This is a genomic window from Burkholderia cepacia (assembly GCF_001718835.1).
In the GTDB taxonomy this organism is placed as follows: Bacteria; Pseudomonadota; Gammaproteobacteria; order Burkholderiales; family Burkholderiaceae; genus Burkholderia; species Burkholderia cepacia_F.
Genome location: NZ_CP013443.1, coordinates 2492734 through 2506110, shown reverse-complemented (window position 1 = coordinate 2506110; position 13377 = coordinate 2492734). Strand labels below are relative to the sequence as shown.

Annotated in this window: 10 protein-coding genes; 8 read left to right on the top strand and 2 right to left on the bottom strand. The window is 68.8% G+C overall.

Annotation, left to right across the window (positions count from 1 at the left end; translation table 11 throughout):
• Positions 1-76: 76 nt before the first annotated feature.
• Positions 77-1774, bottom strand: a complete 1698-nt coding sequence (gene recJ / locus WT26_RS14785) for a single-stranded-DNA-specific exonuclease RecJ (protein WP_027786972.1) — start codon at positions 1772-1774, stop codon at positions 77-79.
• A gap of 18 nt (positions 1775-1792) precedes the next feature.
• The gene (locus tag WT26_RS14780; RefSeq protein ID WP_155774656.1) at positions 1793-2857 is read right to left on the bottom strand and encodes a regulator; all 1065 of its coding nucleotides are present in this window, start codon (positions 2855-2857) and stop codon (positions 1793-1795) included.
• A gap of 162 nt (positions 2858-3019) precedes the next feature.
• Here WT26_RS14780 and WT26_RS14775 point away from each other — a divergent pair, with 162 nt between their 5' ends.
• From WT26_RS14775 to eno, 8 genes are all read left to right on the top strand, one after another.
• On the top strand, positions 3020-4273 hold the full coding sequence (locus tag WT26_RS14775) for a lipoprotein-releasing ABC transporter permease subunit (RefSeq protein ID WP_059532074.1): 1254 nt from the start codon (positions 3020-3022) through the stop codon (positions 4271-4273).
• Positions 4266-5024, top strand: coding sequence for a lipoprotein-releasing ABC transporter ATP-binding protein LolD (gene lolD, locus WT26_RS14770; protein WP_081333734.1), 759 nt, complete (start codon positions 4266-4268; stop codon positions 5022-5024). The genes WT26_RS14775 and lolD overlap by 8 nt, the downstream gene beginning before the upstream one ends.
• A 77-nt stretch (positions 5025-5101) precedes the next feature.
• A complete protein-coding gene (locus WT26_RS14765) occupies positions 5102-5890 on the top strand; it encodes a TatD family hydrolase (protein WP_059532076.1) in 789 nt (262 codons plus the stop codon).
• Between the two features lie 57 nt (positions 5891-5947).
• Positions 5948-8422: a DNA internalization-related competence protein ComEC/Rec2 gene (locus WT26_RS14760; RefSeq protein ID WP_069273160.1), complete on the top strand. Its 2475-nt coding sequence runs from the start codon at positions 5948-5950 to the stop codon at positions 8420-8422.
• 84 nt (positions 8423-8506) lie between these two features.
• Positions 8507-9337, top strand: coding sequence for an alpha/beta fold hydrolase (locus WT26_RS14755; RefSeq protein WP_069273159.1), 831 nt, complete (start codon positions 8507-8509; stop codon positions 9335-9337).
• A gap of 139 nt (positions 9338-9476) precedes the next feature.
• A complete protein-coding gene (locus WT26_RS14750; protein WP_021157687.1) occupies positions 9477-11135 on the top strand; it encodes a CTP synthase in 1659 nt (552 codons plus the stop codon).
• On the top strand, positions 11132-11986 hold the full coding sequence (kdsA, locus tag WT26_RS14745) for a 3-deoxy-8-phosphooctulonate synthase (RefSeq protein WP_059532088.1): 855 nt from the start codon (positions 11132-11134) through the stop codon (positions 11984-11986). The genes WT26_RS14750 and kdsA overlap by 4 nt, the downstream gene beginning before the upstream one ends.
• 107 nt (positions 11987-12093) lie before the next feature.
• Positions 12094-13377: a phosphopyruvate hydratase gene (gene eno, locus WT26_RS14740; RefSeq protein WP_011352544.1), complete on the top strand. Its 1284-nt coding sequence runs from the start codon at positions 12094-12096 to the stop codon at positions 13375-13377.

Below are 13377 nucleotides of genomic sequence, written 5' to 3'. Positions count from 1 at the left end.
CTCCCGGTGACGCCGGGAAGGGGCGCGCGCTCGTCCGCGCCCCGCCGGACGAGGCGGCGCGCGGTACGGGGCGCGCTCAGCCGGCCGCGTGTTCGACGATCAGCTGGACGCGCGTGACGCCGTTCCACGTGTCGGCGACAAGCCGGTACGCGACCAGCGCGCTTTCCGGCAGCGGCTCCGTGTGGTTGAACCAGATCGCGTTGAAGCGCTGGCGGCCGCGTGCAAGCTGCAGTTTCAGGTGCTTTTCCTTCACGAGCGACTGGGACACGACGTCGAATTCGCCCGAGAAAAGCGGGGCCGGAAAACCTTGCCCCCAGACGGCCTCGTCGAGCAGGCCGACGAACTGCGGCGTGAAGTAGGCGTCCTCGAGTTCGCCGTCGGTCTCGATCACGCGGGCGAGCGCGTCGTCGGACAGCCATTCGCGTGCGACCGCCTCGAACGCGGCGGCGAAGCGCGGCACGTTCTCGGTGTCGAGCGTGAGGCCGGCCGCCATCGCGTGGCCGCCGAACGCGACGATCAGGTCCGGTTCGCGTTTCGACACGAGGTCGAGCGCGTCGCGCAGGTGGAAGCCGGCGATCGACCGGCCCGAACCCTTGACCCGCTTGCCTTCGTCGTCCGCGTGCGCAAACGTGAACGATGGGCGGTGGAATTTTTCCTTGAGCCGCCCGGCGACGATGCCGATCACGCCCTGGTGCCACTCGGGGTTGAAGAGGGTGATCGTGCACGCGTCGGCCGGGTCGACGTCGGCGAGATCGGCGAGCGCCTGCTGCTGCATGCCGGCTTCGATCTCGCGGCGCTCGCGGTTCATCACGTCGAGCTGCTGCGCCAGGTCCCATGCGCGGCCGATGTCGTCGGTGATCAGGCACTCGATGCCGAGCGACATGTCGGACAACCGCCCGGCGGCGTTCAGGCGCGGGCCGAGGCCGAAACCGAGGTCGAAGCCCGATGCCGTGCGCGCTTCGCGCGCGGCGGCGCGGAACAGCGCGGCGACGCCCGGTTGCATGCGGCCGTTGCGGATGCGCTGCAGCCCCTGCGCGACGAGCACGCGGTTGTTGCCGTCGAGCCGTACGACGTCGGCGACGGTGCCGAGCGCGACGAGGTCGAGCAGGCCGTCGAGGCGCGGCTCGGCTTCCTTGCTCGCGAAGGCGCCGCGGCGGCGCAGCTCGGCGCGCAGCGCGAGCAGCACGTAGAACATCACGCCGACGCCGGCGAGGTGCTTGCTCGGGAACGCGCAGCCCGGCTGGTTCGGGTTGACGATCGCGCGCGCGGCGGGCAGCGCGTCGCCGGGCAGGTGGTGATCGGTCACGAGCACGTCGATGCCGCGCGCGTTCGCGGCTTCGACGCCCGCGACGCTCGCGATCCCGTTGTCGACGGTGATCAGCAGGTCGGGCTTGCGCGCGGCGGCGAGTTCGACGATCTCGGGCGTGAGGCCGTAGCCGTATTCGAAGCGGTTCGGCACCAGGTAGTCGATCTGCGCGCCGAACATCCGCAGGCCGCGCACCGCGACCGCGCAGGCGGTCGCGCCGTCGCAGTCGTAGTCGGCGACGACGAGCAGGCGCCGCTTGTCGGCGATCGCGTCGGCGAGCAGCGACGCCGCGTCGGCGCAGCCTTTCAGCTCGGTGGGCGGGACGAGCCGCGCAAGCGCGGTCTCGATGTCGGCGGGGGACTGCACGCCGCGCGACGCGTACAGGCGCGCGAGGACGGGATGCAGGCCGTGGCGCGCGAGCGCTTCGGCGTCGGCGGGCGCGACGGGGCGGGTAACGATCCGGGTCATACGGGGTGGGTGTGCTTGTTATTCGAACAGGGAGGCCAGCGCGCGGCGGCGCCAGAACTTGCGCAGATCCGAGCGCGTCGCACGCAGCGTCACGGAACTCGTGTCGCCGCACAGCGTGAAATCGACGCCCGCCAGCTCGCCGTTCCGCAGCGCGGCGAGGGCCGGCGCGAACCAGTCGCGCTCGAGCGCGGCGAGTCCGTCGTGCCAGCGCGCCCAGTCCTGCTCGATGAACGGGGTGGTCAGCGCCGGCAGTTCGACGAGCGTCGTGCCGTCGGCGGCCGGCAGTGCGCCGAATGCGGCGGGCACGCCCGAGGCGTCGACCCGTGCGGCGCGCGCAAGGCCGAGCGCCGCGGGCGATGCGGAGAGCACGCGCGCGAACGGCTGGCCGACCGGTTTCAGCGTGCCCTGCGCATGGAACCAGATCGAGTTGACGGCCGGCAGCCCGCGCGCTTCGCGCGCTTCGTTGACCGGGTGCTGGAACCAGGCCATCTGCACTTCGTTCTGCAGCTTCATCCACATCCGCGAGCGTTCGCCCGTATGCGCCTCGTGCGGCAGCCAGATTTCGATGTTGCGGCCGCTTGCGCGCAGCGGCGCGGCGCCGGCGAGCCGGGCGAGCTGCTCGCTCGACAGGTACCAGCGTGACGGGTTCGGGGCTTCGAGCCGTACGCCGAGCTCCTCGATCAGCGGCCGGGCGACCGCGAGCAGCGCGGCCGCGTCGCCGTCGTCGAGCGCGAGGGCCGCCGGATCGACGAGCACCAGGTGGTCGTGCGCGATTTCGACGTGGACGGGCTCGACGCAGGCCCAGGCCCGGGTGCCCGGATCGCCGCCGTCCGCCAGCAGCATGTAGGGCGCGAGCGGCGCCTCGTCGGCGGCGTTGCCCTGGGACGCGCCGAACCGGCGGGCCAGCCAGCGCTCGTGCGGCAGCGTGCGCTGGAAGTCCTCGCCGGTCACGCGCTCGACGAGGCTCGCGCGGGCGAGCAACTTTTCGAGCGCGGGGCTGTCCAGCGTGTGCAGGGACGAGGCCGCATCGGCCGCCGACGGCAGCGCGAACGGAACGAGAAAATGGAGGCGTCGGTCGTGCATGATGGTGCGCATTGTATGGCAAACTGCGCGCGTGATCGGGCCGGCTGACGGCCCGTTCGCGTCCGGCGGCCGTTTTTCGACCGTGCCCGGGCCGGTGGCCGCCACCGGGCGGCGGTCCGGCCGCGGGGCGCCTCCCCGCCGTAACCAGCAGAAAGGATTCGCTTGAAACTTCCGTACGAATGGCAGATCGGCTGGCGCTACACGCGCGCCGGCAAACGCACGACCGGTAACGGCTTCATTTCCTTCATCGCGCTCGTGTCGATGCTCGGGATCGCGCTCGGTGTCGCGGCGCTGATCGTCGTGCTGTCGGTGATGAACGGCTTCCAGAAGGAAGTGCGCGACCGCATGCTGTCGGTGCTCGCGCACGTCGAGGTGTTCTCGCCGACGGGCTCGATGCCCGACTGGCAGCTGACCGCGCAGGAAGCACGCCGCAATCCGTCGGTGATCGGCGCGGCGCCGTACGTCGACGCACAGGCGCTGCTCACTCGCCAGGACGCGGTGAGCGGCGTGATGCTGCGCGGTGTCGAGCCGACGCTCGAGCCGCAGGTGTCGGACATCGGCAAGGACATGAAGGCCGGCCAGCTCGCCGCGCTCGTGCCGGGCCAGTTCGGCATCGTGCTCGGCAATGCGCTCGCCGGCAACCTCGGCGTGACGGTCGGCGACAAGGTCACGCTCGTCGCGCCGGAGGGTTCGATCACGCCGGCCGGCATGATGCCGCGGCTGAAGCAGTTCACGGTCGTCGGCGTGTTCGAGTCCGGGCACTACGAATACGACAGCACGCTCGCGATGATCAACATCCGCGATGCCGAGGCGCTGTTCCGGATGGCCGCGCCGACCGGCGTGCGGCTGCGTCTGAAGGACATGCAGAAGGCGCCGGACGTGGCGGTCGAGCTGTCGCATACGCTGTCGGGCAGCCTGTACATCCGCGACTGGACCCAGCAGAACAAGACGTGGTTCTCTGCCGTGCAGATCGAGAAGCGGATGATGTTCATCATCCTCACGCTGATCATCGCGGTGGCCGCGTTCAACCTCGTGTCGTCGCTTGTGATGACGGTGACCAACAAGCAGGCCGACATCGCGATCCTGCGCACGCTCGGCGCGCAGCCGGGGTCGATCATGAAGATCTTCGTCGTGCAGGGCGTGACGATCGGCTTCGTCGGCACGGCGTCGGGCGTCGCGCTCGGCTGCCTGATCGCATGGAGCATCCCGTGGCTGATCCCGATGATCGAGCACCTGTTCGGTGTGCAGTTCCTGCCGCCGTCCGTGTACTTCATCAGCGAGCTGCCGTCCGAACTCGTCGCGAGCGACGTGATCCGGATCGGGCTGATCGCGTTCGCGCTGTCGGCTGTCGCGACGCTCTATCCGAGCTGGCGCGGGGCGAAGGTGAAGCCGGCGGAGGCCCTTCGCTATGAATGATCGCGCGACCGCATTCGCGGATTCACGACAACACAACAAACAGGATTCGGCAGGTATGCAGGAATACGTGCTTCAGGCGCGCGGGATCACGAAGGCGTTCGTGCAGGGCGGCTTCAACGTGCAGGTGCTCGACAATACCGAGCTGACGGTGCGGCGCGGCGAGAAGCTGGCGGTCGTCGGCGCGTCGGGCTCCGGCAAGAGCACGCTGCTGCACGTGCTGGGCGGGCTCGACGAGCCGAGCGCGGGCGAGGTGTCGCTGCTCGGCAAGCCGTTCACGCAACTCGCCGAGCGCGAGCGCAACGAATTGCGCAACCGTGCGCTCGGTTTCGTCTACCAGTTCCATCACCTGCTGCCCGAGTTCACCGCGCTCGACAACGTCGCGATGCCGCTGCGCATCCGCCGGATGACGACCGAGGCCGCGCGTGCCGAGGCCCAGGCGATGCTGGAGCGCGTCGGTCTCGGGCCGCGGGCGAAGCATCGGCCCGGCGAGCTGTCGGGCGGCGAGCGGCAGCGCGTCGCGATCGCGCGCGCGCTGGTCACGAAGCCCGCTTGCGTGCTTGCCGACGAGCCGACCGGCAACCTCGACGGCACGACGGCCGATACGGTGTTCAACCTGATGCTCGAATTGTCGGAAACGCTCGAAACGAGCTTCGTGATCGTCACGCACGATCCCGATCTCGCCGCGCGCTGCGACCGCATCATGCGGCTGCGCGACGGCGTGCTGCACGAGGAGCCGGCGCTGCCGGTCTGACATGAACCCGCGCTCCTCGCGCGCGCCGCTGCCCGACGGGTGGCGCGTTCGCCGGGAGCGGCCACGCGAACGCTGACATGTGGATCGATACGCACTGCCATCTCGATGCCGCCGAGTTCGACGCCGACCGCGACGCGGTCGTACAGGCGGCGCGCGCGGCCGGCGTGTCGCGTATCGTGATCCCGAGCGTCGGGCGCGACAACTTCACGACGGTGCGCGAGCTTGCGCAACGCACGCCGGGCGCGGTCTACGCGCTCGGTATCCATCCGATGTACACGCCGCGCGCACGCGACGAGGATCTCGACCGGTTGCGCATGGAAATCGAGGCGAGCCTCGACGATCCGCGCTTCGTCGCGATCGGCGAGATCGGACTCGACTATTTCGTGCCGGGGCTCGACGAAGCGCGGCAGCAGTTCTTCTACCAGGGGCAGCTGAAGCTGGCGCGTGAATTCGACCTGCCCGTGCTGTGTCACGTGCGCAAGTCGCAGGACCGCGTCCTGGCCGGGCTGCGCCGCTTCGGCGTGCGGCGCGGCATCGCGCATGCGTTCAACGGCAGTTTTCAGCAGGCCGAAGCGTATCTCGCGCATGGGCTGCATCTCGGCTTCGGCGGCAACGTGACGTTCACGCGTGCGTTGCAGATCCGCCGGCTCGCGGCGCAGTTGCCGCTCGACGCGATCGTCGTCGAGACGGACGCGCCCGACATCGCGCCCGAGTGGGCATACAAATCCCGCAACACGCCCGACCAGGTGCCGCGCATCGGCGACGTGCTCGCCGAACTGCGCGGGATCGACGCCGGCGCGCTCTCCCTATGCACTTCGGCTAACGCGCTCGCCGCGCTGCCGCGACTCGCCCTTTCGTCCGCATAATCGTTTCTCGAAGGCGCCCGATTCTCGACGGCGTCGCCGGGTCGACGAGGAGGCGCGATGCGCGTGTGGTGGATCGCGTTCGCGCTCGGCGTGGTCGTACTGCAGCGGCAGGCGGCGCTGCCGGGCGTGGCGCATTGGCTGGGCGGCGCGGCCGTGCTGGCGGCGCTCGCGGCGGCCGGCATCGGGTGCGCGCGACGCCGGCCGCGGACGCGGGCGACTGCCGCGCTCGGCTGGACGTTGTGGGCCGCGGCGGCCTGTGTCGTGGGGTTCGGGTACGCGGCCGGGCGGGCGGAGTGGCGGCTGCGCGACGCGTTGCCCGTCGAGTGGGAAGGGCGCGACATCACGGTCACGGGTGTAATCAAGGGGCTGCCTGTCGTCGACGACGCAGGCGCACGGTTCCTGTTCGCGGTCGAGTCCAACGATGCGGGGCTGGCCCGTTTCCCGCCGTTGATCCGGCTGTCGTGGCGCACCTACGGTGCGCGCGCGGAACCGGCGGCGGCTCCGGACCTGCGCGCCGCGCAGCGCTGGCGCCTGACGGTGCGGCTGAAGCGGCCGCACGGCGAAGCGAATCCCGGCGTGCGCGACAGCGAGGCGGCTTGGCTCGGCGCGGGGATTCGCGCGCTCGGCTACGTGAGCGCGCCGCAGCGCGCGGCGCTGCTCGATGCGCGGGCGCGCGGCATCCAGGCGTCGATCGATCGGCTGCGCGACCGGTTGCGGACGCGCATCGTCGCGACGCTCGGGCAGCACGCGGATCATCGCGGCATCGTCGCCGCACTGGCGATCGGCGACCAGTCGGGCATCGGCGACGACGACTGGCGCGTGTTGCGCAACACGGGCACGAGCCACCTCGTCGCGATCTCCGGCCTGCATGTCGGGCTCGTCGGCGCGATCGCGGGCGGGCTCGTGTCGATGGTCTGGCGCCGCCTGCGCTGGCGGGGCCGCGCCGCCGTGCTCGTCGTGCCGGCTCCCTGGGTCGCCGCGCTCGCCGCGCTGACGGCCGCGGCCGGTTATGCGGCGCTTGCCGGCTTCAACGTGCCGGCGCAGCGCGCGTGGTGGATGATCGCCGCCGGCGGCATCGCGTATCTGGCCGGGCGCAGCGTGCCGGCGTCCGCGGTGCTGTGCGCAGCGCTTGGCGGCGTGCTGCTCGCCGATCCGTGGGCCGTGCTGTCGGCCGGGTTCTGGCTGTCGTTCGGGGCGGTCGCCGCGATCCTGCTGGCCGTGTCGGGCTGGCGCGCCGTGCAGGAGCCCGGCGCCGAGCCGGACGGCGCCGGGTTCGGCGAGCGGCTGCGCGCATGGCGCCGGCGGGTCGTTCGCCGCGTGGCCGAAGCATCGCGGGTGCAGTACGCGGTGACGATCGGCCTCGCGCCGCTGACGGCCGCCTGGTTTGCGCAGATATCCCTGTCGGGCCCGTTCGGCAACGCGTTCGCGATTCCCTGGGTCAGCAGCGTCGTCACGCCGATCGTGCTGGCCGGCATCGCGCTGCCGGCGCCGTTCGACGCCGCCGCTTTCCGGCTCGCGCGCATGTCGCTCGATCCGATGATGGTGGCGCTCGAACGGCTCGCGGACTGGCCGCGCAGTGTGTTCTGGCTGCGCATGCCCGACTGGCCGGTGCTGGCGCTGGCCTGCGTGGGCGTCGCATGGGCGTTGATGCCGCGCGGCTGGCCGCTGCGCTGGGCTGCGCCGCTCACGTGGCTGCCGCTCGTTGCGCCGGCGCCGGACCGGCCGCCGGAAGGCGGGTTCAGGCTGACCGTGCTCGACGTCGGGCAGGGTGCGTCGGTGCTGGTGGAGACCGCGCGCCGGACGCTGCTGTTCGACGCGGGACCGGGCGCGGAGTCGACGCATGCCGGTGCGCGGATCGTCGCGCCGTTCCTGCGCGCCCGCGGCATCCGGGATCTCGACACGCTCGTGTTGAGCCACGCGGATGCGGATCACGCCGGCGGCGCCCCCGCCGTCTATGCGGCGGTCGAGGTGCGTCAGCTGCTGGGCGGGATGCCGGCCGGCAACCGGCTGTGGCGCGACGCGCAGGCGGCCGGCGTCGCGAGCCGCCTGCCGTGCGCGGCCGGGCAGCGCTGGACCTGGGACGGCGTGGTGTTCACGATGCTCTGGCCGCAGGGCGGCCCCGACGGCGGCGCGACGAACGGGCAGTCGTGCGTGCTGCGCATCGACGCGGGCGGGACGTCCGCGCTGCTGACGGGCGACATCGAGGCGCGCGTCGAGCGCCGGCTCGTCGACACGGATCGCGACGCGCTCGCCGCGCAGATCCTGGTCGTCGCGCATCACGGCAGCCGTACGTCGTCGATCGAGCCTTTCCTCGATTCGGTCGGGCCGCGCGTCGCGGTATTTCCTGTAGGCTATCGCAATCGTTTCGGACATCCGCACCGGGCGGTTCTCGCACGTTACGAGGCGCGCGGGATTCCGCTGCCGCGCACCGATCGCGACGGCGCCGTGCGGTTCGACGTCGCGCCGGCCGACGGAAGGTTCGCGCTCGAGCTTCACCGCGATGCGCAGCGCCGCTACTGGATGGACCGGTGACGCGCCTGGCGGGATGACGGCTTTGCATGGGAGCTGAGTCAGCGCTGAAGCGCCAGCTCGGGTCCACAAAGGAGACATCGGCGTTTGAAGGACATCCTCCATTTCTCGCATGCGAACGGCTTTCCGGCGTCGACGTATCGCACGATCTTCGCCGAACTGGCCGACGACTACGAGCTGCGCTACATCGAACGGATCGGCCACGACCGCCGCTACCCGGTGACGCGCGACTGGCCGCATCTCGTCGAGCAACTGCTCGACGACATCGGCAGCCGCTACGAGCGTCCCGTCTGGCTCGTCGGCCATTCGCTCGGCGGCTACCTGTCGCTGATGGCTGCGCTGAAGAAGCCTCATTGGGTGCGCGGCGTCGTGATGATCGATTCGCCGATCATCGCGGGGTGGCGGGCCGGTGCACTGCGTGCGAGCCAGTGGGCGGGGCTCGACGAGCGGCTGTCGCCGGCGGCCGCGACGCGCAACCGGCGCACGCGCTGGGCGAGCCGTGACGAAGTCTGGCGGCACTTCCGCGAGAAACCGGCGTTCGCCCGCTGGGACGAGCGGATGCTGGCCGACTACATCGACTACGGGATTCCGCAGGCCGGTGCCGACGGCGAGCGGGCGCTCGCGTTCGACCGGCAGGTCGAATACCTGATCTACCGGACGCTGCCGCATACGCTCGGCCCGAGGCTCGCACACGGCGCGCCGGTGCCGCTCGGTTTTCTCGCCGGCACGCGTTCGCGCGAGGTGCGCCAGGTCGGACTCGATGCGACGCGGCGCGCGGCGCGCGGCCGCGTCGAATGGCTGGAAGGCAGCCACCTGTTCCCGATGGAGCGGCCGCTCGAGACCGCCCGCGCATTGCAGCGGATGCTGAATATGCTGCGCGCGGAAGAAGGGGGCGCCGTGTCCGCGCACGACGCCTGAAACGCGGCCCGGCCGCCCACATCCGACGCGTCATGCTCGGCTGGCGCGGCACAGCGCGAAAGGGCGCGATCATCGAGTCAATTGCTGAGAGAAGGGCGGGCTTTACGGTATAATCCGTTTTTCCCGCGAGCATCCAGCGATGACCAAATATGTTTTCGTCACCGGCGGCGTAGTTTCTTCCCTTGGCAAGGGTATTGCCGCCGCTTCCCTCGCCGCGATCCTCGAATCGCGCGGTCTGAAAGTCACCCTCCTCAAACTCGATCCCTACATCAACGTCGACCCCGGCACGATGAGCCCGTTCCAGCACGGCGAAGTGTTCGTGACGGAAGATGGGGCGGAGACCGACCTCGACCTCGGCCACTATGAGCGCTTCATCAGCACGAAGATGCGCAAGGCCAACAACTTCACGACCGGCCAGATCTACGAATCGGTGATCCGCAAGGAACGCCGCGGCGACTATCTCGGCAAGACCGTGCAGGTCATTCCGCACATCACGAACGAAATCCAGGCGTTCATCGAGCGCGGGGCGGCATCGGCCACCTGCGGCGAGCCGGATGTCGCGATCGTCGAGATCGGCGGCACGGTCGGCGACATCGAATCGCTGCCGTTCCTTGAAGCCGCGCGCCAGATGAGCCTGCGCCTCGGCCGCAACAGCGCGTGCTTCGTGCACCTGACGCTGGTGCCGTACGTCGCGACGGCCGGCGAGCTGAAGACGAAGCCGACCCAGCACAGCGTGCAGAAGCTGCGCGAGATCGGCATCCTGCCGCACGTGCTGCTGTGCCGTGCGGACCGCCGCATTCCGGACGACGAATCGAAGAAGATCTCGATGTTCTCGAACGTGCCGGAAGACGCCGTGATCTCGGTGTGGGACGCCGACAGCATCTACAAGATTCCGCAGATGCTGCACGACCAGGGCCTCGACCGGATCATCTGCGAGGAACTGAAGCTGTCGCCGAAGGACGCCGACCTGAGCATGTGGTCGGAGCTCGTCGAGAAGCTCGAGAACCCGAAGCACGAAGTGACGATCGGCATGGTCGGCAAGTACGTCGACCTGACCGAGTCGTACAAGTCGTTGATCGAGGCGCTGCGCCACGCATCGCTGCATACGTCGACCAAGGTCAACATCGAATACATCGACTCGGAAGAGATCGAGTCGAACGGTGTCGACAGCCTGAAGCACCTCGACGCCGTGCTGGTGCCGGGCGGTTTCGGCCGTCGCGGCACGGAAGGCAAGATCGCGGCGATCCGCTATGCGCGTGAGGCCAAGGTGCCGTATCTCGGCATCTGCCTCGGCATGCAGCTCGCGGTGATCGAATTCGCACGCGACGTCGTCGGCCTGAAGCAGGCGAACAGCACGGAGTTCGAGCCGGACACGCCGGAACGCGTGGTCGCGCTGATCACCGAGTGGTATGACCGTGACGGCAAGGTCGAGACGCGCACCGAGGAATCCGACCTCGGCGGCACGATGCGCCTCGGTTCGCAGCGCTGCCCGATCAAGCCCGGCACGATGGCCGAAGAAATCTATGGCAAGGACGTGAACGAACGCCATCGCCACCGTTATGAAGTCAATAACCGCTTCGTGCCCCAGCTCGAAGCCGGCGGCCTTATCATCAGCGCCCGTACCCCGAGCGAGGATCTGCCGGAAATGATGGAGCTGCCGCGTTCGATGCACCCGTGGTTCGTCGGCGTCCAGTTCCACCCGGAATTCACGTCCACGCCGCGTGACGGTCATCCCCTCTTCAAGTCGTTCGTCGAAGCCGCGCTCGCCAACAAGCAAGCGCGCGGAGTACAAGCATGAAGCTGTGCGATTTCGAGGTCGGTCTCGACAAGCCTTTCTTCCTGATCGCGGGTACCTGCGTCGTCGAATCGGAGCAAATGACGATCGACACGGCAGGCCGCCTGAAGGAAATCTGCGCGAAGCTGAACGTGCCGTTCATCTACAAGTCGTCGTACGACAAGGCGAACCGCAGCTCGGGCAAGTCGTTTCGTGGCCTCGGAATGGACGAGGGCCTGCGGATCCTGTCCGAGGTGAAGCGCCAGCTCGGCCTGCCGGTGCTGACCGACGTGCATTCGATCGACGAGATCGAGCAGGTCGCGTCGGTCGTCGACGTGCTGCAGACGCCCGCGTTCCTGTGCCGCCAGACCGATTTCATCCAGGCGTGCGCGCGCTCGGGCAAGCCCGTCAACATCAAGAAGGGCCAGTTCCTCGCGCCGCACGACATGAAGAACGTGATCGACAAGGCGCGCGACGCCGCACGTGAAGCGGGGCTGTCGGAAGACCGCTTCATGGCGTGCGAGCGCGGTGTCTCGTTCGGCTACAACAATCTCGTGTCGGACATGCGTTCGCTCGCGATCATGCGCGAGACGAACGCGCCGGTCGTGTTCGATGCGACCCACTCGGTGCAGTTGCCGGGCGGGCAGGGCACGAGCTCGGGCGGCCAGCGCGAATTCGTGCCGGTGCTCGCGCGTGCGGCGGTCGCGACGGGTGTCGCCGGCCTCTTCATGGAAACGCACCCGAATCCGGCCGAGGCAAAATCGGACGGCCCGAACGCGGTACCGCTGAACCGGATGGGCGCGCTGCTGGAGACCCTCGTCACGCTCGACCAGGCGGTGAAGCGCCATCCGTTCCTGGAAAACGATTTCAATTAAAAGATCGAATGAACCTTGCGACGGTTTCGCGCGTCAGTAGCGAAAGCGGTTCAGGCGCGCGCGCCGTCGCAGTTTGAAGAATCCATCGTCATTCTCAGAGGAAACCCATGAGTGCAATCGTAGATATCATCGGCCGCGAGATTCTGGATTCGCGCGGCAACCCCACCGTCGAATGCGACGTGCTGCTCGAATCGGGCACGATGGGCCGCGCGGCGGTGCCGTCGGGCGCGTCCACCGGCTCGCGTGAAGCGATCGAACTGCGCGACGGCGAAGCCGGCCGCTACAACGGCAAGGGCGTGCTGAAGGCGGTCGAGCACATCAACACCGAAATCTCCGAAGCCATCATGGGCCTCGACGCGTCGGAACAGGCGTTCCTCGACAAGACGCTGCTCGAGCTGGACGGCACCGACAACAAGTCGCGCCTCGGCGCGAACGCGATGCTGGCCGTGTCGATGGCCGTCGCGAAGGCAGCCGCCGAAGAGGCAGGCCTGCCGCTGTACCGTTACTTCGGCGGTTCGGGCGCGATGCAGCTGCCGGTGCCGATGATGAACATCGTCAACGGCGGCGCGCATGCGAACAACAGCCTCGACATCCAGGAATTCATGATCGTCCCGGTGAGCCAGCCGACGTTCCGTGAAGCCCTGCGTTGCGGCGCGGAAGTGTTCCACGCACTGAAGAAGATCCTGAGCGACCGCGGCATGAGCACGGCAGTCGGCGACGAAGGCGGCTTCGCGCCGAACTTCGGCAGCAACGACGAGTGCCTGTCGACGATCCTCCAGGCGATCGAGAAGGCCGGCTACCGTGCGGGCGAAGACGTGCTGCTCGCGCTCGACTGCGCGGCATCCGAGTTCTATCACGACGGCAAGTACCAGCTCGCGGGCGAAGGCCTGCAACTGTCGTCGGCCGAATTCACCGACTACCTCGCGACGCTCGCCGACAAGTTCCCGATCGTGTCGATCGAGGACGGCATGCACGAAAGCGACTGGGAAGGCTGGAAGCTGCTGACCGACCGCCTCGGCAAGAAGGTGCAGCTGGTCGGCGACGACCTGTTCGTCACGAACACGCGCATCCTGAAGGAAGGCATCGAGAAGGGCATCGCGAACTCGATCCTCATCAAGATCAACCAGATCGGTACGCTGACCGAAACGTTCGCGGCAATCGAAATGGCGAAGCGCGCAGGCTACACGGCCGTGATCTCCCACCGCTCGGGCGAAACGGAAGATTCGACGATCGCGGATATCGCGGTCGGCCTGAACGCCGGTCAGATCAAGACGGGTTCGCTGTCGCGCAGCGACCGTATTTCGAAGTACAACCAGCTGCTGCGCATCGAGGAAGATCTCGGCGACATTGCGAGCTACCCGGGTAAATCGGCTTTCTATAACCTGCGCTAA

What these genes read in the sequence shown, in the direction of transcription:
- recJ (WP_027786972.1), bottom strand. Translation starts at nt 1,774, where the DNA reads ATGACCCGGATCGTTACCCGCCCCGTCGCGCCCGCCGACGCCGAAGCG.
- WT26_RS14780 (WP_155774656.1), bottom strand. Translation starts at nt 2,857, where the DNA reads ATGCACGACCGACGCCTCCATTTTCTCGTTCCGTTCGCGCTGCCGTCG.
- lolD (WP_081333734.1), top strand. Translation starts at nt 4,266, where the DNA reads ATGAATGATCGCGCGACCGCATTCGCGGATTCACGACAACACAACAAA.
- WT26_RS14765 (WP_059532076.1), top strand. Translation starts at nt 5,102, where the DNA reads ATGTGGATCGATACGCACTGCCATCTCGATGCCGCCGAGTTCGACGCC.
- WT26_RS14760 (WP_069273160.1), top strand. Translation starts at nt 5,948, where the DNA reads ATGCGCGTGTGGTGGATCGCGTTCGCGCTCGGCGTGGTCGTACTGCAG.
- WT26_RS14750 (WP_021157687.1), top strand. Translation starts at nt 9,477, where the DNA reads ATGACCAAATATGTTTTCGTCACCGGCGGCGTAGTTTCTTCCCTTGGC.
- kdsA (WP_059532088.1), top strand. Translation starts at nt 11,132, where the DNA reads ATGAAGCTGTGCGATTTCGAGGTCGGTCTCGACAAGCCTTTCTTCCTG.
- eno (WP_011352544.1), top strand. Translation starts at nt 12,094, where the DNA reads ATGAGTGCAATCGTAGATATCATCGGCCGCGAGATTCTGGATTCGCGC.